Source organism: Halomonas sp. GFAJ-1 (genome assembly GCF_000236625.2).
Taxonomy (GTDB): domain Bacteria; phylum Pseudomonadota; class Gammaproteobacteria; order Pseudomonadales; family Halomonadaceae; genus Vreelandella.
On sequence record NZ_AHBC01000010.1, the window covers coordinates 39198 to 58829 of the forward strand.

Below are 19632 nucleotides of genomic sequence, written 5' to 3' on the forward strand. Positions count from 1 at the left end.
TGCTAGAATTGCTCACGCTCGGCTTGTCCATTACACAAGTTCACTCACCACGTCGTTAACGAATGATCAAGTGATCGTTGAGCGGGTGAGTAGGTGCCGTCTTGAGTATAATTAGTCCAGTTTGACCGCAGGTGCTTTAACAGCATGCGCTTCAAGAATTGTGGCGTTGTGATGAGCTCCTTCTAATGACGGGATGCATCCGAGTTAGCCCGGGCGGTGGCACCTAGGGTCCTGGCTTTGACATCATTTCTTATTGCAAAGAGTCGCCGCGCTATTAGCGAGAGCTACGTGCAGGATTTAATTTGCAGCGTTGCAGAAATCGGCACAACATTACAGCGCAGCTGCGAACAGGTATGATAGTTTACGTTTATAGCTGCCAGCCGATCGACAGTATTGTGCCTGGCTGTGTCAATTAACGAGCTATGTAAGTTGATAGGAAAAGTATGAATGTAACCGTGTTCGGAACAGGCTATGTCGGGCTGGTGCAAGGCGCCGTTCTTGCTGACGTAGGTCATAACGTAGTGTGCGTTGACGTAGATGCTGAAAAAGTCGCACGCTTGGAGCAGGGCATCATTCCTATCTATGAGCCAGGGTTAGAGACACTCGTTGCTGAAAACCATGCGACAGGAAGGTTGACGTTTACCACCAACGCAGAAGAAGGTGTTAAGCATGGTGATGTGCAGTTTATTGCAGTAGGGACTCCTCCTGACGAAGATGGCAGCGCTGATCTTCAATACGTATTAAAAGTGGCTGAAACTATTGCCACTCACATGCAAAAATCAGTAGTGATAGTAAATAAGTCCACAGTGCCAGTTGGTACTGCTAACAAAGTAACCTCTAAAGTAGCTGACGTGTTAACTAAGCGTGGCGTTGATTTTTTGTTTGATGTCGTCTCAAACCCTGAGTTTTTGAAGGAGGGGAGCGCTGTTGCTGACTGCAAAAAACCTGATCGCATTATTATTGGTACCAATAATAGCGACACTATTGAGATCATGCGGGAGCTTTACGCTCCGTTTAATCGCAACCATGACAAAATGATTACCATGGATGTTCATAGTGCTGAGCTAACTAAGTATGCGGCTAACTGTATGTTAGCTACTAAAATCAGCTTCATGAACGAAATGGCTAACCTGGCTGAACGACTAGGTGCTGATATTGAAATGGTTCGGCAAGGAATCGGCAGCGATCCACGCATTGGGTACCATTTTATTTATCCTGGCGCAGGTTACGGTGGTTCTTGTTTTCCTAAAGACGTTCAGGCACTTATTCGTACAGCGGAAGGTATTGCCTTTGATGCAAAAGTGCTTAAAGCAGTAGAAGAGCGCAATCAGCTGCAAAAAAATTCGTTGTTTGAAAAAATTAGCCGACATTTTGGTAACCAGTTGGAAGGCAAGGTAGTCGCTTTGTGGGGGCTTGCCTTTAAGCCCAATACTGACGATATGCGTGAAGCGCCTAGCCGCGTGGTGATGGAGTCGTTATGGCAAGCAGGAGCTAAAGTAAAAGCGTATGACCCCGAAGCGATGGAAGAAGCACAGCGCATTTATGGGAATCGTAATGATTTAACGCTATGTGGTACTAAAGAGGCGGCGCTTAAAAATGCTGATGCTCTCATTATTGTCACTGATTGGCAGTCCTTTAAAGCGCCCGATTTTGACTTGATTAAAGCAACGCTTTCTCAGCCGGTTATTTTTGATGGCCGTAATTTATTTGATCCTTCTCGCATGCTGAAAAAGGGAATTAAATATTATGGTGTTGGCCGATAAGTATTGAAATCTATACTTGTCAAGTAAGTTTAGACGCGTCGTGCAAATTAATTAGCCTAATAAGCATAACCGCTATGCGGTAAATGGAGAGCAGTAATGACGGGGGATAGAATGGATTCACGGGTTAAGGAGAATGCAAACCCAGGTGAAATGTTGCTGGTTGACTTCGTGGTTTTGCTGATAAAACAGTGGAAAATCATGCTTGCAAGTGTGGTTTGCATAATGCTCTTAACACTGATTGCGCTATGGCTGAAGCCAGTAAAGTATGGGTTTGTCACGGTGTACGCTATTGCTTCTTATGAAACACTGGAAGGAAATCGTGTGGGGCTTGAAAAGCCCGAAGAGGTCATCGCAAAATTAGATAATGTTTTTATTGACCAGCAGCGTAGGCAGCTTTTACAAGACGATGAAATCACTGGTATTACTTTTGATGTCGATGTGTCTAACCCTAGAAACACCCTGTTGCTTCGCATAAGTAGTGACGCGGAGACAGCATATCGGCCTGTTGTTGAACAATTTCACGAAGGCTTAGTCGCCTCCATTCAGGAAGATCAGCATCAGCTGGTTGAAAGCTTAACAGAGAGACTAAATGAACAGTACGAAGCTTACTCTCAAGCGTTAGAAGCAGCACGTGAGTCAAACAGTGAAGCTGCACGCGAATTACAGGTTACTTTTTTTGAGAAAATGCTCCAGCTCGAGCGTCGTATTGAAAGTATTAACCCCGGTGACTCAACCCAGTTCGCGTTACAATCCCTTGAGCCAGCGGGTATTGGTAAAAAGTTTATCTTAGCGATTGGTATAATAGTAGCTTTGCTGTTGACTCCGTTAGTGGCGGTGTTCAGTGTTTTTGTAAAACAAGTAGCTGTTGCTTATCGGCGTGCCAAGTAAGTTGAGGCATTTGAAGCGCTCAGTGCCCGCCGGAGGCATCCATGGACCTTGAACTGAAAAAGTGCATCAATATCTTACTGCTGTGTTTTCTCATAGCATGGCCTGTTGTTGATACGGTGAATGGTTATTTTTACTACCATAACGTGCCTATACCGAGCATTTCTGCGCCCTATAAGGCACTAGGTTTTATAGGGCTGATGATCATGATGTTGATTTATCATGTAAGGCTGTTTGTATACGCACTTTTATGCGCTGCATTGATCACCTTGTGTCTCTTTTACCAGGTGTTCACTTACGGGCATGCCATCGAAAGCATCACATGGGCTGTAAGGGGGCTACTGACACTAGTTTTGCTGTTTTATTTAGTAGGCGAAGCTAAGCATCCAAGCGATTTTTGGAACCGTCGAAAAATTGCATGGTTAATGTTTTTTTACTTTTTCATTATGTCGTTGAACGTCACGCTAGGTGTGTTTGGCGTTGGAGAGTCCCAGTATGCCGGGGGAATAGGCGGTAAAGGTTTCATCATCGCAGGTAATGAAATGAGTTACCTCATGCTGGCTTCCGCCAGCATTGTGCTATTTCGGCTTGCGGAGACGAAAAGTACTTGGCTGCTAGCTGGTGTGTTTGGTGTGTTTCTGATTTTTTTCCTAATGAAAGCCACTAAAGTTGCGATGCTAGGCATCTGTTTAATATTCGTGTTTTCTCTCATACACAACGGTTACTTTAAAGTCAGGCGCATCCCTACTGTATATACGTTTGGTTTGATAGGCATGGCGGCGGTCATCGTACTTGGCTATCAGTTCATACAGGCGACTGGTTTACTTGACCGGATGCTTTTTCTACAGCAATTACACGGTGGTTTTTGGGGGGCATTACTTAGCGGTCGTCTCTCTTTTCTGAAGGAAGCGATTGAGCTTGTGATCGTGCCTTTTGGATTTATGGATGTCCTGTTTGGAGTGGGGGTTGATCAGCTACTCAGCATTCGAGGGTCTCTGGTTGAAATAGATATTGTCGATGTATTCATTACGTTTGGCGTGGTGGGTGGCGTGCTCTTTTATTTGCCCTGGCTGCTAGGGGTCATCTGGGCAGCCCAACTGTTAAAGCGTCAATCACGGTTTGGGATTAGTTTTTTGCTACTTATTTTTACCGTGCTGGGAGTTAGCGTGGCAGCAGGGCATGTGGTGAATTCAGGCATTGCTTCGAGCGCTACCGCATTATTGGTGGGGTACCTTCATAAACTAAAATATGAACAGCTGACATTCAGGGAGGAATCATGAAAATTCTGTTAGTGGGATCTTTCGGAGGTCACTTCATACAGCTAAAGCGGCTTTATGGGCAAATAGTAGAGAATGTGGATCAGAACAGCGTCTCGTTTACCTTTGCTAGCACTGAACAGGGCTTAATAGTAAACGAAGCCCCCACCCTTTTTTGCCCCAATATACACCGTGGCAGTCGCATAAAAGACCTGATCTCTGCTGTCCGTAGAACGTATGCCGTGTTGAAAATCGCTAAACCAGATACCGTCATTTCTACTGGCGCGCTGCCTGGCTTACTCCTCTGCTTTATCGCTAAGCTTATGGGCAAACAAGTGATCTGGGTCGATAGCATGGCCAACTACCAGCAGCTCTCCTTTTCTGGAAAGTTAGCGCGGTTTTTTTGCGATATCTGTCTCACCCAGTGGGAGCATTTGGCGGCTAATGACAAGCGCGTCAGCTACTGGGGAAAAGTCCTATGATTTTTATCACTGTCGGTACCCAGTTGCCGTTTGATCGCTTGTTGGAAACTTTTGCAGAATGGCGCGATACCAGCGGCTACATAGGGGAGGTGGTTGCTCAGGTGGGTGAAAGTAGCGAGTTTACCCACCCACATATGAAAGTATTCAAAACGCTCTCAAGTGACGAGTATTACCAATGGTTTTGCCAAGCGCAGGGTATTGTTTCGCATGCAGGAATGGGCAGTATTTTATCGTGCCTAGATCATGGCAAGCGAGGCGTATTTCTACCGCGCCAATATGCACTAGCTGAACACCGCAACGATCATCAGCTGGATACTGCCAAGGCATTTACGGGCCGGTTCCCAACACTCTCGTTTTGTTCCAATAAGCAGGCATTTTTTACCGCCCTTGATGAACTGATAAACCCTGATGCGGCCTACCAGCTTTCAGGCCAGAAAAGCCAAAATAATGAGCTAGGGCGTCATATTGCTGAACATCTTGGTATTAAGGGCCGCAAGCTATGAAACAGCTGCTTTTATGGACCAATCTTTACCCTACAAAGCAAGCTCCTCACTATGGCACCTTTGTAAAATCGACTGAGCAAGCATGGCGTCAGGCGCTGGGTGACGAAAACGTCCAGCTTGTCGCGATTCGTGAAAAGCCTACCGGCAAATTCAGCAAGATTAAGCTATATGCAGGTTTGCTTACTCGGTGTGTTCTTTCGTTACGCAATAAACCCGTCGGGACTCTGTTGGAAGTTCACTACCCGGTATATTTTTTGCCACTGCTGTATTTGCTATCACTAGTTAAGCCCAAGCATTTTTATCTGGTGCTGCGCTTTCATGGTACCGATCTCGTACAAATCACGAGTTCGCGGCTATTTCGTTCTTGTTTTCATCGGCTAAAGGGCAATGTAGATCTGTGTGTGGCACCTTCAGAACATTTTCGCCACCAGATCAACACACATTTGGACTTTCCCTTATCACATATCGTTAAAGTGTACCCTGATAGCGTAGGGGAGCACTTCGTTGCACGGCCGACTATGTCATCAGTGACGCAGTCAGATATGTTCACTGTAGGCTGTGTGTCACGCCTAGAGGCGGGTAAAAACTGCCAATCGCTGCTGGAAGCATTTGCTAAGCTCGCTATCCCAAATAAGCGCCTAATCTTGGTTGGGGAGGGTTCTCAGCGAACTGTGTTGGAACGGGCAGCAGAACAATTAGGGATTGCATCTTCAACGACATTCACTGGGGCGCTTCCTAGAGAGCAGTTGCCAAACATTTTGACGGGTTTCTCCGTGTTTGTATTTCCATCGGTTAGCGAGAGCTTCGGTTTGGTCGCTGTAGAGGCACTGGCCTGTGGGATTCCCGTAATTGCGAACGCGAAGCTGCATGCATCGAAGGAGTATATTCAAGAGGGCAAGAACGGCTTCTTTTATGAGGATGGAGTAGAGGGCCTGGTCGCAGCACTCGAAGCGTTTTATGCCCAATCTGAAGATAAACGTGCTCTTCTCCGCGAGCAGGCAAGCAAGGTGCGCGAACAGTTTAGTGACCAGCAAGTATTCTCCCAAGGGGTGAGTACTATTTTGAGAAAGCAGCAAAGCGATTGAACATGTTGATGATTGAATGCATAAAGAGAGGCCGCAATGGGTAAGCCAAAAACGATGACGTTTTCTGAGCGTTTCCCTCCGCAGGTGGTATTTCCCTTTTTTGATGTGCTCGCCATTTTTGTTGGCGGCTGGTTAGCGTACTGGGTACGGTTTAGTTCGCTTCAACCTCATGAGCGCTATGTGCTCGCCTTAATTTGCATTGGCCTTCTAGTGCTGGTGATTAATAGCATGTCTGGTAGTTACCGTCGCTGGCGAATTACACCGGTAGCGCAAATGTTGGGTAAGTTGTTATTAGTGTGGGCAGCAGTGGGTATCACTGCTGCATCTTTGATCTTTTTTTCCCATGCCGCTGATCGCTATTCCCGGTTATGGATTGGCTTAACTCTAGCAATATCGTTTCTATTTGCAGGAGGGGCGCGCACGCTGGTGCAGCTTGGCTTACAGCATGTGCGCTTGCGGGGAGGCGCAAGACGGCCGGTTTTTTTGATTGGTCCAGCGACCAACGTACTCAGCGTTGCAGAAGGTATCCGCAGTGCCGCCTGGGAAGGGCACAGCATCGCGGGTGTCGAACGTATTAAAGGTACAGTTAGCGATGAGTGTATCGCGCGTATTGTCCGGCGAATTAGCCGCTCTAAGGCGCGAGAGGTTTGGATCTGTGTTCCCTTTGAAATGGGCCAAACGGTTCGAGCGCTGTTTTATGCACTCCGCAACCACACGGCAGAAGTGCGCTTCATTCCCGCGTTTGAGGATATGCATTTACTTAACCACCGCATGAGCGAGGTGGCAGGGCACTATGCTATAGACCTAAGTGTGTCACCTATGAGCGGTATGTCTCGTTTTGTTAAGCGTAGCGAAGATATCATCATTGGTTCGCTTATCTCCATTATGATCCTACCGGTATGCTTAGCGATTGTGCTGGCCATCAAGTTCACCTCGCCAGGGCCTATTCTGTTTAAACAGTATCGAGAAGGATCGAATGGTCGACGGTTCAGGGTCTATAAGTTTCGCTCAATGCATGTGCATCAAGAAGAGGTAGGTAGCGTCACCCAGGCAAGCAGGCATGACCCCCGGGTTACTCGCGTAGGGGCATTTTTGAGGCGCACTTCGTTAGATGAGCTGCCGCAATTCTACAATGTACTCCAAGGTCGCATGTCGATTGTCGGCCCACGCCCGCACGCGCTTGCGCATAACGAGCAGTACAAAGAGCTGGTTGAGTCCTACATGCGCCGCCATAAAGTGAAGCCAGGTATTACTGGTTGGGCGCAGGTTAATGGTCTACGTGGGGAAACAGATACGCTACAAAAAATGCAGCGTCGAGTAGAGTATGATCTGTGGTACATAGACAACTGGTCGCTTTGGTTGGACTTAAAGATCATCGTGCTGACTGTATTCAAAGGTTTTATTAATAAAAATGCCTATTAATTCTTGAACAACATTCAATAACTGTCTTTAGCAGAAGGCGGGTTGATAGGGTGTGATAGACTCGCACTTTTAAGTTTTTAGCGGCCTAACGTGCTCCTTAATTGCCAGGATTAGTGATTTAATGACGTTGTTCACCCATTTCTCTACTAAAAAAGTTGCTTCCTTTCCGAATCAATTTACGAGTATCGCTGTTTTTTTATTGTCAGCGGCATGCTTGGTGGTGCCTAGCGGTTACTCCATCGGTGCAGTGATGCTGTTTATCGCTGGTGTGGGGATGATCATCGCACGTCGGCTGCCTGTACTAACCAAACAAGACACCTGGGTAATTGCTGCGCTACTCGCTTATGCAGTGGTGAACATGCTTGAAGCTTGGCTGGATGGACAGGGAAGCAGTGGGCTTGATAGACCCATTCGTTTTATTCTAGCAATTCCTGCCTTGTTATGGGTGCTGCGCTACCCACCCAAGCTGGCTTATCTATGGGGCGGTATAGCAGTTGGAGCTATAACTGCAGGCAGTTGGAGTGGCTGGCAAAAGTTAGTCGAAGGCGTGGAACGTGCCCAAGGCCACACTCAAGTGATTCAGTTTGGCAACTTAAGTATGCTGCTAGGTGTGCTCTGTATAGCGGGACTTGGTTGGGCCGCTACTCAGCGACGTTGTGGTATATGGCTGGCATTGCTGCTGCTAGGGGCAGCTGGTGGCATGTTGGGCTCACTGTTTTCAGGCAGCCGAGGAGGGTGGGTCGGGTTTCCGATTGTACTGTTAGTGCTATATCGGGCCTACGGTAATCAGCTTTCGGTTAAGCTGAAAATAGCGACGTTAGTTGCCGTGGTGGTCGGTGGTGCTACGGTGTATGCGGTACCGCAGATGGGAGTCCAGGAGCGTATCCATCACGGCTTCAGCGATGTTGCGCAATATATTTCTGGGGAAAACCGCTCTACCTCGGTAGGTGCACGGTTTGATATGTGGCGTGGTGCTGCTCTACTTATTAAAGAAAAACCACTTACCGGTTGGGGAAGTAATGGCTATGCCGATGCCATGTCCGCTTTTGGAGAGGCCGGTGTGATCAGTGATGAAGCCGCCCAATACGGTCATGCGCATAATGAGTTTATTGATGCGCTTGCCAAACGAGGCCTGCTCGGGTTGGTAGTGCTGTTAACGCTTTACTTTGTGCCTCTGCGCTTATTTGCCCGTCACCTCAAAGCTAAACACCTTGGCACTCGGGCGCTAGCAACTGCTGGTGTGCTGCTGCCTGTCACATTTATGGATTTTGGTTTAACTCAGGTATTCATGGGGCATAACAGCGGGGTGATGATGTACGCCTTTTTGCTGGTAACACTATGGGGTACCTACAATGCTGCTCGGCCACATCCCTGCAGGACTGAGCAAACCGGTTAGGTGGCAACTTCAAAATAGCGGATTACCATCTTTCGGTACCAAAATAATCGTAAAATATTTATAACTCCCAGTGCAAAAGGAACGGCATAGATGATGTATACCCACTCTTGCGCTTCAGGAATAGACCGCACGATTCCGAATACTAAAAGTACTAATGAAAAGACCACCATGTTAAAGGTAAGTGAGAAACGCTCATAGCCACAGAAGTTAATTAGTACTGATTCAATCACGCCTAGCTGACCTGTTGCTACATTAAATGCAAATGCAGCAACAAAAAATAGAACTATCCAATAATCGGTGACCGCATTAGAGATGTAAAAATACATAACGATAGTAATAGAAAGCGTAGGAACCAAGACGGCTACTAGTGTGTATATTTTTTTGCGAAGCGGTACTACTACTGTAGATGCATAGTCTCGCAACATGACCATTTTCGATAATGCGAAAGCATTATTGTTAATTAATCCTCTCGGCAGAGCAGACATAGCACTAAACACCGCTACACACAGGGAAGCTACAATAGCAACATCGTTGCCTCCAAGCGCAATAAATAAAGAGGGCAAAATAAATCCAACACCACTACTGGCTGCATTTGAAAAGCCCACTACTAAGCTCGAGAGTAAGTCTCTGAGAGGAATTAATTTTACTCCAGCAGTAAATGCGCCACCACTTTCCTGCGCAGCCACTATCCCCCAAACTATAAGAAAAGCAAGTGCGTAAGACACAGTCAGAACATTCAATAGTTTCCCTGCGTCTAATGGGCCCAAGGTGAGGAACGCCGCTAGAGTAAAGATAAGAAACAAAAGCCCAATGATAAAATCATAAAAGAAAAGTTTCCAGAAATGTCTTTTAAAAACTAGGTAATTTCGAAAAACTTGGTAAAGTGATGTTATTAATGTTAGCCCTAGTACAGCCCATAAGTTGGGTACAGGAACCGCCAGTGAGATCACAAATAGCACACATGCTGCAACGCCTCCTCCGATCAGGGAGCAAGAGAGCGCATAACGAAAAAAAATCGAAAATCTTTCATCATTAGCCATTCTTTTCATTAAAATTGTAGCAAATCCAACACCAGACACCATGACAAAAAAAGACGCTAAGGTATACTGGGTCGAAAAGAAGACAACACTATCCTGCACAACAAAGAAGCTAGCAAAGCCAAGCACAAATATGCGGAATCCACCTGGTGTGGCGGCAGTGATAAATGGCAGTAGCTTTTCAATAGAACGGAGGGGATGCATGATTAATTCCCCAGCCGGGACTTAATATTACGCATCACACCTCTCACTACTCGAGCTAAAAAAAGGAAGTTTTTTCTAGCAGGTGTTTGTCGATCACTTTCTAACGAGCTTGCAATATTAACAAAATCTTCCCAAACCAATAAAGGCCTTACTTCCTTAACCAAAACGCCTTTATTTTCATAATAGGGCCAGTCATCTAATACACAGCAGATTGTGCGAGATGCTGCTAGTAACTTTTCTGCTCCTGCGGGTGTGATCACATAGCCAACTGCACCAGAAGGCCAAGTTTTAAATCCTCTTCCTAGCGTATAAGTACCCAATGGCTCACCATTTTTTAACGGCTCAAGAAAATGATACATCTTTTTATGGCGATAATCTTTTTTAGAGTGACCTAACAAAACCACATCAAAAGCTACCGGTTCCATTGCTAAACAATCTAAAAAGTGCTTAATGTCCTCATCTATAAGAGCATCATCTTCAAAAATCACGGCCAGTTTTCCCCCGGCAATTACCTCCTGCCAAATTTTTCGGTGGCTAAGAAAGCAACTGACCTCACCCTTGGTGAGCATTCGTCCATATTTTTTTACGATTGCATTACGATTAATTGGATGAGTCATCTGTTCGATATCTTCGAGAACAGTTGCATCGATGTACTGATAGGTAAGGGTTAGGTCAGACATCTGGCGCTCAATGGACTTAATCCTTGTCTCGTCTCTCATTGTCAATACATAAATGCTAAAATGCTTAGTGCTCACTCATCTGCTCCTTGATTGAATATCGTCCATCGATCGTCAGGGAAATAACTAACCATATTGTCTCCCAGCATACGCTCAATCAGCTACCAGGCGTTGGTTACTCGGGCTTCAAAGCTAAGGTACTCTATTTTCTTCGTTTTGCAGGTGAGTCGCTATGGCTACTTGTAGGCCGAGAATTCGAGTTTTAGGCGGTACTTAGCTTTGAATGTAGTCAGCTGTGGCTGTAAATCGCAGTTTGATCTTACCCCGCAGCAGTGGAAACTGGTTTATGCGATAAATTGAGGTTCAAGGACCTCAGGGCTGATCATCTCTATAGTACTGTGCCGTCGTTGCTAGTTATAGTCGAACTTGATGTTTCCAAATGCCTGACGCCTCATATCGCTTCGCATTTTAAACTGTTCTATATGGATCTCTTCAACCTTGAGACTTTGGAAGGTGCGTGCGGTACGGCATGATTATAACAGTTGCCTTTGGCACTCATGCTGTAATTTATCTCATATCGAACCAGTAGCGATTGGTAAGCGCGCCACTAAACCCATCTACCCACTTTAACGTTGGCTGATCACACTCAGGGTCTCTTTGATTTTGGAGGTTATCATGAACCGCGAACTCAATCCCACCCAAGCGTTAAGCCATGGCCTTGAACCCGTTTGATCAAGCGCTGTTCGTGTTCGGTAATCGCCAGCGCGATAAAGTGAAACTGCTGTTCAGGGAACGTAACGGCTTTGTTGTGTGGTACAAGCGCTTGGAGCGTGAGCGGTTTAAATGGCCCACGCACCTGAAGGACGAGACCGTAACGTTAACGGGTCAAGAGCTTAACTGGTTGCTGGATGGCTATAATTTAAAGGCCATGCAGCCTCACAAAGCATTGGATTTTCAGCGGGTTGGATAGTCGTAACGCTCCTATTTTAGGGGCGTTTTTGGTAAACTAAGCGGCATGAAAAATGCCAACGCTTCCTCACTGACAGTCACTCAGCTTGAACGTAAGCTGGCCGCTGCTGACGCTGAAAATGCGCGGCTGTTGGCGTTGATGGAGAAAAAGGAAGCGCAGTGGGAGGCCACCAAGCAGTCGTTGTTTGAACAGTTCCGGCTGGCCCTGGAGCGTCAGTTCGGCCCTTCCACTGAGAAGTACCGCGTCGATCAGCGGGATCTTCTGATCAATGAAGCGGAAGTAGCCGTTGACGAGGAAGACAGTGACGCATCGGCGTGCGACGCCGTCGCTGATGACGCGACGAGCGAGATCATCACGTCTGCTAAACGTCGCACGCGCGGCGGGCGTGTTGCGCTACCGCCGGAGCTGCCGCGTATCGAGGTCGTCCATGAACTGCCCGATGATGCTCGCTACTGCCACGATGATGGCACCGCGCTCAAGGTGATCGGTGAAGAGGTGAGTGAGGAACTGCACGTGGTGCCTGCCCGGATCGAGGTGATCCGTCATGTACGACGCAAATATGCCTGCCCGCTATGCGAAGAGGGCGTCAATACCGCCCCGGCACCCGCCAAACTGTTGCCCAAGAGCAATGCCAGCGCCACGCTACTCGCCTATGTGGCGACGGCTAAATACCAGGACGCGCTACCGTTATATCGCCAAAGCCAGATCTTTGCCCGCCATGGCGCTGAGATCCCCCGTAATACCCTGGCACGCTGGATGGTGCAGGTGGGAGAACGGATCACCCCACTGATCGACAGGTTGCGCCAACATCTCTTAAATGCCTCGCTGATCCACATGGATGAGACGACGCTGCAGGTCAATCAAGAAGCGGATCGCTCTGCCAGTATCGCCTCGTACATGTGGGTGCAGCGCGGTGGCCCGCCGGGTCAGCAAGTCGTCTTGTTCGACTACGCCGCCAGCCGCGCCGGACGGGTGCCCGTTGATCTGTTGGGCGACTATACAGGACGCTTACTCACCGATGGCTATGAAGGTTATGCCGAGATCGTGCGTCGTAATGGGATCACCCATGCGGGCTGCTGGGCGCATGCCCGGCGTAAGTTCGTGGATGCCCAGAAAGTGCAGCCTAAAGGTAAAACCGGTAAAGCGGACTGGGCGCTGAACCAGATCCGTAAGCTGTATGGCGTGGAAAAGCAGGCGAAGGCCCTTGAACCCGAGGCGCGTCAGGCGCTGCGTGAACAGAAGAGCCGCCCACTGATCGATCAACTGCGCATCTGGCTCGACAAGTCGCTGGCCCAGGTGCTGCCTAAAAGCGCGCTGGGTAAAGCCCTGCACTACTTGGATAACCAGTGGCCTCGGCTGATCCGGTTCCTGGGCGATGGCCTGATCCCGCTTGACAACAATCCGGCAGAGAACGCCATCCGCCCGTTCGTGGTGGGGCGTAAAAACTGGCTGTTCAGCCACACCCCGCGCGGTGCTCACGCCAGTGCGGCGATTTATAGCCTGATCGAAACGGCCAAAGCCAATGGTCTCTCGCCTTACGACTACTTACAGTATGTCTTTGAAACGCTGCCCACGCTCAACGAAGACGAACTCAGTACGCTGTTGCCCTGGCAGTGGAAAGAGACATTACCGGTCTAAGCACTGACTGCCTAGGTGTGGTTAGTGGCTCGCTTACGATCAAGGGGTCTACTTGGCCTCCGAGTCGTCATTTTATCGAGTGCTGAAAAAGCACCAACAGCAGCACCATCGAGGGCGAATGAAGCCACGCCGCTCAGTACCAGAGCCGACGAGCTTTACGGCCACTGGGCCCAATCAAGTCTGGTGCTGGGACATCAGCTACTGCTCTTCCGTTGTGCGTGGTCAGCACTGGTATCTTTACCTGATTATGGATATCTACAGTCGCAAAATCATCGCCTGGGAAGTCCACGAGGCGGAATCAGGCGAGTTAGCGAAACACTTGCTGGAGCGTGCCCTATTGCGCGAAGGCTGCTGGCATCATCCTCCGGTATTGCACTCTGATAACGGTGCGCCGATGACATCTTATACGCTGAAAGCGAGGTTAACAGAGCTGGGGATGTTGATGTCTTACAGCCGACCGAGGGTGAGCAATGACAACCCTTACTCAGAAGCGTTGTTCCGCACTGTCAAATATTGCCCAGCGTGGCCCACAAAGGGCTTTGCATCGCTAAACGCGGTACGTGACTGGATGCTGACGTTCGAACACGCTTACAACGAACAACACCTGCACAGTGGTATTCGCTACGTGACGCCCGCTGACCGGCATCAAGGTGTCGATCGAGAACGCCTTGAACATCGCAAAGCGGTTTATGAAAGAGCTAAACGTCGGCATCCACAGCGTTGGTCGGGGAGCACCCGAAACTGGGAGGTACCCGGTTCGGTAGCGCTCAACCCTGGCAAGCTTCAGGAAGTCGAGTGTAATAAACAGGCTGCTTAGAGGCAGCCATTTGGACAACTAGGTTGAAAATCACCGAGGGTTTGGGCATGCTTTTGTGGTGATGTCTGAAACGGCTGACTTTTTATATAAGACGACCGACTACTACCATCCTGAGTCCGAGCGCTGCATTCGCTTTGACGACCCCGACTTGGATATTGAATGGCCAGACTTAGGGGTGCCGCTTTCGCTATCGGAAAAAGATCGAGCTGGATGCAGCTTTAAAGCTGCGGAGTTTTTCGGCAAGAGCTGAGGGTGTCTTATGGGAATGACCGTGCTCCCCTCAAGAAGACAAATATTCCCTTTAAGTTCCATGCGCCGTTTCCACCTCAAACGCCACGATCTGCCGCTGCTGGCGGGAAAATTCCACCCCAATCAGATGGATGGGCTTACCGGATGAGCGGTATTTGTCGGCATAGCCTTTGGCCTTGATCTGCTCCAGTGCCTTGCCTTCGGGTAGCTGCTCCACCACCTTGAACTCGAACAGGTAGAGATGGCCATTGAAGTCGACGGTCATGTCCACTCGGCCGTGGTGGCTGGCGTCTTCCACGATGATAGCGAGCCCCAGGGCAGCAAAGTGGCTGTAGAAGACACTCGCGTAATGCCCTTCATACTGGGCAATTGGGTTGTTGCGATACCAGTCGTGGGGTAGTCCGGCGTAGAGTGCTTTAAAGTGAACCTCCAAGCCCGCTAGATCGTGGCGCTGCAGGACGTCCATGAGTCCGAGTTGGTGGGTTTGTGCCTCAGTGTGACCGATCCCGAGCACAGGAAGCAGTAGATCATTAAGGCTGCTTTCCACCTCCAGATTGGGAAATCCCAGCGTGTAAAGCCGGTAGCCCAGCATCGGCTCCTGCACCTCCTTGATGGTGATGTAGCCAGTCTGAAACAGTAGCCCTTCGGTGGTGATGTCGTCCACGTCGAAGCGTCCGAGCAGCTGGGCCTTAGCCTGAAGCCGATCTAGTTGAGGGGTGAACACCCCGCGCTGCTTGAGAATGTCCACCAGGAAGGTGGGCGTGGCGCTCTCGAACCAGTAAGGGCCGAACTCACGCTTCTGTAGTAGCAGCAGTACATCGAAGGGGTTATAGACCGATGCGACTTCAGGGCTGCCCCAGCGGTAGCCGTTGTACCAAGCGCGAATGGTGTCACGGTCTAGGCCAGGTAGCTCGGGGGCAAAGACGGTGTCAATATCGTCATCGGTATAGCCGCAAATCGTGCTGAACGGGGCATCCAGAGTGATGTCGTTGAGATTGTTTAGTCCCGAGAACAGACTAACCTTACTGAACTTAGAGACTCCGGTGATCAGTGCTAGATGCAGATGGGGGTCGGCATCCTTGATCACGCTATAGAGATTCTTCAGTCCCTCTCGCAACTCTCGTGCACGCTCGGGCTCCAGGATATTGTCGAGGATGGGCTTGTCGTACTCGTCGATCAGTAGCACCACCGACTGGCCTGTTTCTTGATGAGCAAGTTCTAGCAGGTCAGAGAACTCCCCTGGAATATCCGTGTTGGGGGTAGCGGCGGCCCGCGTAAAGCGCTCGCGCTCCTTACGCAGCTGATGGCGAATGCGTGTATCAAGCTCCTCACGATTACGCACCACGCCGCTACCAAAGCTTAGGCGGATGACTGGGCGGGCTTTCTGCTGCCAGTCCCAGCGGTCGTGAATGTAGAGGTCCTCGAACAGCGCCTGACGGCCCTCGAACAGGCAGCGTAGGGTGTCGAGTAGCAGGCTCTTGCCGAAGCGGCGTGGGCGCGACAAAAAATAAAACTTGTTCTGGTGGACCAGGCGCTCGATGACCGGCGTCTTGTCGACGTAGTAGTAGCCACCCTCGCGGATTTCCGAGAAGGTCTGAATGCCTATCGGCAGTCTAAGGCGTGTACCATCGGTCGCCATGCGGGCCTCCAGATAGCCAAAAGTCACTAATTGACAACAGTTTACTATACCACCGTCATATTGGCCCGACATCTCGTAGCGTGGGAGTAGAAGCTGTTGTTTCACATCACTTGTGCCGGGCAAGCTGTAGGGAGTCGCTTAGGGACGGGTTTCCCCGCACGAAAAGTACGGGAGATATTGCGTAGCTGATCAATATCGAGTCGATGGGAACTAGCTACCGTCGACCCGATAAAGCGTAACCTGTATAAGTACGAAAGCTGGAACCTGTAATGTGACCACAGAGAGTCTTTGTCATGGCAGGATGGTACCGAGCTGAACCCTTTGTAGATTCACTGAAAGCACTGAATCCCAGAAGGCAGCAGGGTTGTCTTAAACTTGGTTGGCATCAAAAAAAGTCTCCCGCGTTATTTTCAAACTCATCCGCAATGCGAATATAGCGTTCAAACGTATTTTGATCGCGATGTCCACTCACTCGTTTGATCTGTACATCGCTTTTGCCGCGTAAGTGCGCTTCCGTGATAAAGCCTGCTCGAAAGCTATGAGGTGTATAACCTTTAGAGGCTAAGCCGGCTTTATCCAGCGCCTTTAGCATCCTTATGTAAAGTGTCTGGGGCACCATCCGGCCCGCACCCAGTTTACCTTTCGCGCTAACCCCTCGAAAAATCGCACCTTTGACAATGCCGGAAGCTGCCAGCCACTGCTCAAGTGTGGCGACGGGACAATATGACGTATCGGACGGTGCACGCATCAAACTTTTCGTTTCTATCCGACCTGAGCGGTTTGTTTTGCTATGGCGTAGAGTAATGATGATCCCTTCCGGTCGCCACTCGATATCCTGGTAAGTCAGAGCCACCACTTCACTGCGCCGAAAAGCACCGTAAAAGCTAAGCAAAAATATGGTGCTATCCCTTAACCCATGAAGAGTTTTGCGGTCTATGGCGTCGAGCAACGAATGCAGTTCTTTAAGGCGTAGTGCGGGGGCTGATTTTTGGCGAGTATCGCGGCTTTTTTTGATGCCTCGCAACACGCTGCGGACAGTGATGGTGCGTACAGGCGATGGCAAATTGTGAAAACGGTGCCACATATGCAGTGAGTTGGCATAGCGCTCAAGCGTGGCGGGCTTCTTGCCTAAGGCGTTTTGGGCCGATAAATAATTGGCAATCTCGATCTCAGAGGCGGGTAACACACCGCCTGCGCGCTGATACACTTTCAAATCAGATCGCATGGCTTTTGCAGTATTGGGTGAAACGCTTTCAGATAACAAACGTCGCGCATCGCGTGACAGGCCGAGTTCATTAAAAGAGAGTTTGTCTTGATTAGAGCGTTGACGCGCCGCAGCGAGAGACAGGGAGTGATTAGGTTTTTTCATTATTCAGACTCCCTTAATCGACCAGGCGCAAGGCCACAAGGCGTTCATAAAACGCTTGTGAAAATGCCACATCAGACTCAATACTGGCGTTTGCATTGTTGCTATGAGCTGTTGCGTGAAAAGTCACTGAAATATCAGCATTAGCTGCGCCTTCCTTGCTGCCCTCTTGATGCGTGTCGGTGTCATCTACGGTGGTGGCTGAGGCGGCGTCTTCACGTTCAGCTGCTGTCATGCGCGGATGCTCCTCAGCAGGCCGATCAGTGTTGCCAACTGGGGTGACATAGGCGAGGTCGTCTGGTAGGTCGTCAGCAAGCCGCCGCGCAAATCGTCGAAGAGAGGGCTCGTTAAGCGCGTACAAATAGCAGGTGGTATCACGATCATTTTGCCGCCGAATAATGCGGCCAAGAACTTGTCGAAAAAACTGTTCGGTACGTACGTGGCTGAGATAGCAACAAACGCGCAGTCGGGGTAGGTTCACACCCTCAGTGACCATGCCTACTGAGACAATCCAGGCAGTCTGCGAACAACGGAATGCTTTTAGTTGTGCGTGAGCAGTTGGATCGTTGCTAGTGACTAAGCAGACAGACTGATGCGCATTCTCTAAGCGCTGCGTAATTTCTTCAGCGTGCTGGATACTGGCCGCCACCATTAAGCCACCTGCATATGGATCGTGCTGGCGCAGTTCGCTTAAGCGATTGATACCGAGTGTTAGCAGATGGGATAACGGGGCGTCATCGCGAATGATATGGGCATAATGTACGCCAGGGTGCCGAAGCAGCTGTGGAATGCTGGCATATTGACGTGCTTCTTTTTGCCCAGTCCTTGGATGAATGCGTGTTAACCCAATGCTGCGGTTATCGACCAGTTCTATATGTGGATAGCGGCAAACGCTATCTTGGATAGCCTCTTTCAGCGTGTACACAAAGTCGGGTATTAAGCGCTGTCGAGGCGATTTAGACGCAGTTTTATCTTCAACGTCTGTCGGGGTGGCTGTTTGTTCCACGTAACGCAGCAGCGGCAAGCAACTGCCATCTGTCCGCCAAGGGGTACCCGATAGGGCAAGCGTAAAACGTACATATCGTTCTAATACGACAAGTGTCATGCCCCATTGATTTGGGGCCTCCACTTGGCCACCAGGGGCCGATGCGTGGTGGCTTTCATCCCAAATAAGAAACACATTTGCATTCAGGCATAGCTGTTTGAGCGAAGCCAGGCGATTGGTGAGTGCATGATAGGTAAGTGTTACACCAACCGCGCCAAGCTGCCCGTCCAAAGAGCGTTTGAGTACTGTCTCTAAGGTGTCGCGTGCATCGTTCACAACGGCGCGAGTAGGGCCAAGGTATACGACGTAATCAATATCCCCGCGTTTGATTAACGCCTCTGCTAGCACGGCAGCGAGCCGCATTTTGCCGGCGCCTGGTGTGGCTTGGCAGAGGAAATGGGGTGTTTGTGATGACAGGCTAGTCAGGGCGCGTGCCAGGCAATTGGATTGCCACCGTCGTAGCGGAGGCGTTGCAGAAGTTGGGCTGGCAGTGCGGTGTGCTGGGGACTGCTGCTTCATGACGGTTTCCCCTGACTTGCCAGTTGAGATCGCAAGGTCACGTTAGCGTCCCATTCACCTTTCAGGCGGCTGCTTTTTTCCAGCGCGGTTTCAAGAAGCGGACTAATACGTGCTTTTTCATCAGGGTACTGATCAAGCACCTTTTTGTAATACTCAGCCTCGCTCACTGCAATTTGCATGCGAGTGCTCAGATGCTGTCGGTCTTTTTCTAAAAACACCAACAGGTTGTCATTGCTCGAGCGATGCGTTCCGGGAGATTGTGGGGCATTGTCGGTAGTTTGCTGTGTACACTCGGCCTCGACTACCTCGAGGTGTAAGCGAAAAATCGCGCGGTTTTCGCCCATCACCCCTACACGAGTCGCTAATCCCAAGCGTTCCAAAGTGTGTAAGCGGTCACGAACATAGTAGCGAAGTTGGGTTTTGTCCGTATCTGCAAAATCCGGCAAAGCGCTAAGGTCATTGCGTGCTTCGGGAATCGTAAACTCAATACCTGCATGGGCATAACGCAACAACAGGTTGTCTAATGCTTCGGCAATCATGCGGCCTAACGGGTTATCTTGACGTGGTTTACGAGGTGGTAGTGACGAGGAGGTTAACTGGCTCATGCGCTCACCTCCTGCTTGTTAAACCAATCTCCCAAAGGTGAACAATGGGTAATGGCGTTCAGGCAAGAGAAATA

The 19632-nt window shown here is 49.5% G+C and carries 16 protein-coding genes and 2 pseudogenes; 12 read left to right on the forward strand and 6 right to left on the reverse strand.

All coding sequences use genetic code 11. The features are described from left to right. Window positions 1-443: 443 nt before the first annotated feature. From MOY_RS03350 to MOY_RS03385, 8 genes are all read left to right on the forward strand, one after another. Window positions 444-1763 (forward strand): UDP-glucose dehydrogenase family protein, encoded by a 1320-nt coding sequence (locus MOY_RS03350; RefSeq protein WP_009096501.1) that lies wholly within the window; start codon window positions 444-446, stop codon window positions 1761-1763. A 96-nt stretch (window positions 1764-1859) separates the two neighbouring features. Beyond that, window positions 1860-2651, forward strand: a complete 792-nt coding sequence (locus MOY_RS03355) for a lipopolysaccharide biosynthesis protein (protein WP_235803667.1) — start codon at window positions 1860-1862, stop codon at window positions 2649-2651. Between the two features lie 41 nt (window positions 2652-2692). Further along, the gene (locus tag MOY_RS03360; protein ID WP_009096503.1) at window positions 2693-3928 is read left to right on the forward strand and encodes an O-antigen ligase family protein; all 1236 of its coding nucleotides are present in this window, start codon (window positions 2693-2695) and stop codon (window positions 3926-3928) included. After that, window positions 3925-4386, forward strand: a complete 462-nt coding sequence (locus MOY_RS03365) for an Oligosaccharide biosynthesis protein Alg14 (RefSeq protein WP_009096504.1) — start codon at window positions 3925-3927, stop codon at window positions 4384-4386. Before MOY_RS03360 ends, MOY_RS03365 begins: the two co-directional genes overlap by 4 nt. Further along, the gene (locus MOY_RS03370; protein WP_009096505.1) at window positions 4383-4889 is read left to right on the forward strand and encodes a glycosyltransferase; all 507 of its coding nucleotides are present in this window, start codon (window positions 4383-4385) and stop codon (window positions 4887-4889) included. The genes MOY_RS03365 and MOY_RS03370 overlap by 4 nt, the downstream gene beginning before the upstream one ends. Continuing rightward, a complete protein-coding gene (locus tag MOY_RS03375) occupies window positions 4886-5974 on the forward strand; it encodes a glycosyltransferase (RefSeq protein WP_009096507.1) in 1089 nt (362 codons plus the stop codon). Before MOY_RS03370 ends, MOY_RS03375 begins: the two co-directional genes overlap by 4 nt. 36 nt (window positions 5975-6010) lie before the next feature. Continuing rightward, complete coding sequence (locus tag MOY_RS03380) at window positions 6011-7396, forward strand: undecaprenyl-phosphate glucose phosphotransferase (RefSeq protein ID WP_009096510.1); 1386 nt, start codon at window positions 6011-6013, stop codon at window positions 7394-7396. Between the two features lie 121 nt (window positions 7397-7517). Next, window positions 7518-8792, forward strand: a complete 1275-nt coding sequence (locus tag MOY_RS03385; protein WP_009096512.1) for an O-antigen ligase family protein — start codon at window positions 7518-7520, stop codon at window positions 8790-8792. On the opposite strand, the gene MOY_RS03390 is transcribed toward MOY_RS03385, so the two are convergent. After that, window positions 8789-10033 (reverse strand): hypothetical protein, encoded by a 1245-nt coding sequence (locus MOY_RS03390; protein WP_009096514.1) that lies wholly within the window; start codon window positions 10031-10033, stop codon window positions 8789-8791. The two genes, MOY_RS03385 and MOY_RS03390, sit on opposite strands and share 4 nt — an antisense overlap. A gap of 2 nt (window positions 10034-10035) precedes the next feature. Continuing rightward, on the reverse strand, window positions 10036-10788 hold the full coding sequence (locus MOY_RS03395; protein WP_082429663.1) for a glycosyltransferase family 25 protein: 753 nt from the start codon (window positions 10786-10788) through the stop codon (window positions 10036-10038). Between the two features lie 634 nt (window positions 10789-11422). Here MOY_RS03395 and tnpB point away from each other — a divergent pair. From tnpB to MOY_RS03415, 4 genes and pseudogenes are all read left to right on the forward strand, one after another. Then, window positions 11423-11680 carry an IS66 family insertion sequence element accessory protein TnpB gene (gene tnpB / locus MOY_RS03400; RefSeq protein WP_009096518.1) on the forward strand — a complete coding sequence of 86 codons (258 nt, stop codon included), beginning with the start codon at window positions 11423-11425 and terminating at the stop codon, window positions 11678-11680. Window positions 11681-11725: 45 nt separating this feature from the next. Beyond that, the gene (gene tnpC / locus MOY_RS03405) at window positions 11726-13318 is read left to right on the forward strand and encodes an IS66 family transposase (RefSeq protein ID WP_009096520.1); all 1593 of its coding nucleotides are present in this window, start codon (window positions 11726-11728) and stop codon (window positions 13316-13318) included. Window positions 13319-13355: 37 nt separating this feature from the next. After that, window positions 13356-14135 (forward strand): annotated as a pseudogene (locus tag MOY_RS03410) (IS3 family transposase); the annotation flags it as partial. Window positions 14136-14181: 46 nt separating this feature from the next. Further along, window positions 14182-14385, forward strand: a pseudogene (locus MOY_RS03415) (dTDP-4-dehydrorhamnose 3,5-epimerase family protein); the annotation flags it as partial. A 51-nt stretch (window positions 14386-14436) separates the two neighbouring features. Here the strand turns inward: MOY_RS03415 and MOY_RS03420 are convergent. The 4 genes from MOY_RS03420 to MOY_RS03435 all read right to left on the reverse strand — a co-directional run bounded on the left by MOY_RS03420 (window position 14437) and on the right by MOY_RS03435 (window position 19558). Further along, window positions 14437-16023 (reverse strand): ATP-binding protein, encoded by a 1587-nt coding sequence (locus MOY_RS03420; RefSeq protein ID WP_009096526.1) that lies wholly within the window; start codon window positions 16021-16023, stop codon window positions 14437-14439. Window positions 16024-16408: 385 nt separating this feature from the next. Continuing rightward, window positions 16409-17392 carry a site-specific integrase gene (locus MOY_RS03425; RefSeq protein ID WP_009096528.1) on the reverse strand — a complete coding sequence of 328 codons (984 nt, stop codon included), beginning with the start codon at window positions 17390-17392 and terminating at the stop codon, window positions 16409-16411. 13 nt (window positions 17393-17405) lie between these two features. After that, entirely contained in the window at window positions 17406-18953 is a 1548-nt protein-coding gene (locus MOY_RS03430) for a DEAD/DEAH box helicase (RefSeq protein WP_050949552.1), read from the reverse strand. Then, window positions 18950-19558 carry a hypothetical protein gene (locus tag MOY_RS03435; protein ID WP_009096531.1) on the reverse strand — a complete coding sequence of 203 codons (609 nt, stop codon included), beginning with the start codon at window positions 19556-19558 and terminating at the stop codon, window positions 18950-18952. Before MOY_RS03435 ends, MOY_RS03430 begins: the two co-directional genes overlap by 4 nt. Between the last annotated feature and the right edge of the window lie 74 nt (window positions 19559-19632).

Excerpts from the sequence above, each read along its gene's own strand:
- MOY_RS03350 (WP_009096501.1), top strand. The coding sequence starts at position 444 with ATGAATGTAACCGTGTTCGGAACAGGCTATGTCGGGCTGGTGCAAGGC.
- MOY_RS03355 (WP_235803667.1), top strand. The coding sequence starts at position 1,860 with ATGACGGGGGATAGAATGGATTCACGGGTTAAGGAGAATGCAAACCCA.
- MOY_RS03360 (WP_009096503.1), top strand. The coding sequence starts at position 2,693 with ATGGACCTTGAACTGAAAAAGTGCATCAATATCTTACTGCTGTGTTTT.
- MOY_RS03365 (WP_009096504.1), top strand. The coding sequence starts at position 3,925 with ATGAAAATTCTGTTAGTGGGATCTTTCGGAGGTCACTTCATACAGCTA.
- MOY_RS03370 (WP_009096505.1), top strand. The coding sequence starts at position 4,383 with ATGATTTTTATCACTGTCGGTACCCAGTTGCCGTTTGATCGCTTGTTG.
- MOY_RS03375 (WP_009096507.1), top strand. The coding sequence starts at position 4,886 with ATGAAACAGCTGCTTTTATGGACCAATCTTTACCCTACAAAGCAAGCT.
- MOY_RS03380 (WP_009096510.1), top strand. The coding sequence starts at position 6,011 with ATGGGTAAGCCAAAAACGATGACGTTTTCTGAGCGTTTCCCTCCGCAG.
- MOY_RS03385 (WP_009096512.1), top strand. The coding sequence starts at position 7,518 with ATGACGTTGTTCACCCATTTCTCTACTAAAAAAGTTGCTTCCTTTCCG.
- MOY_RS03390 (WP_009096514.1), bottom strand. The coding sequence starts at position 10,033 with ATGCATCCCCTCCGTTCTATTGAAAAGCTACTGCCATTTATCACTGCC.
- tnpB (WP_009096518.1), top strand. The coding sequence starts at position 11,423 with ATGGCCTTGAACCCGTTTGATCAAGCGCTGTTCGTGTTCGGTAATCGC.
- tnpC (WP_009096520.1), top strand. The coding sequence starts at position 11,726 with ATGAAAAATGCCAACGCTTCCTCACTGACAGTCACTCAGCTTGAACGT.
- MOY_RS03420 (WP_009096526.1), bottom strand. The coding sequence starts at position 16,023 with ATGGCGACCGATGGTACACGCCTTAGACTGCCGATAGGCATTCAGACC.
- MOY_RS03425 (WP_009096528.1), bottom strand. The coding sequence starts at position 17,392 with ATGAAAAAACCTAATCACTCCCTGTCTCTCGCTGCGGCGCGTCAACGC.
- MOY_RS03430 (WP_050949552.1), bottom strand. The coding sequence starts at position 18,953 with ATGAAGCAGCAGTCCCCAGCACACCGCACTGCCAGCCCAACTTCTGCA.
- MOY_RS03435 (WP_009096531.1), bottom strand. The coding sequence starts at position 19,558 with ATGAGCCAGTTAACCTCCTCGTCACTACCACCTCGTAAACCACGTCAA.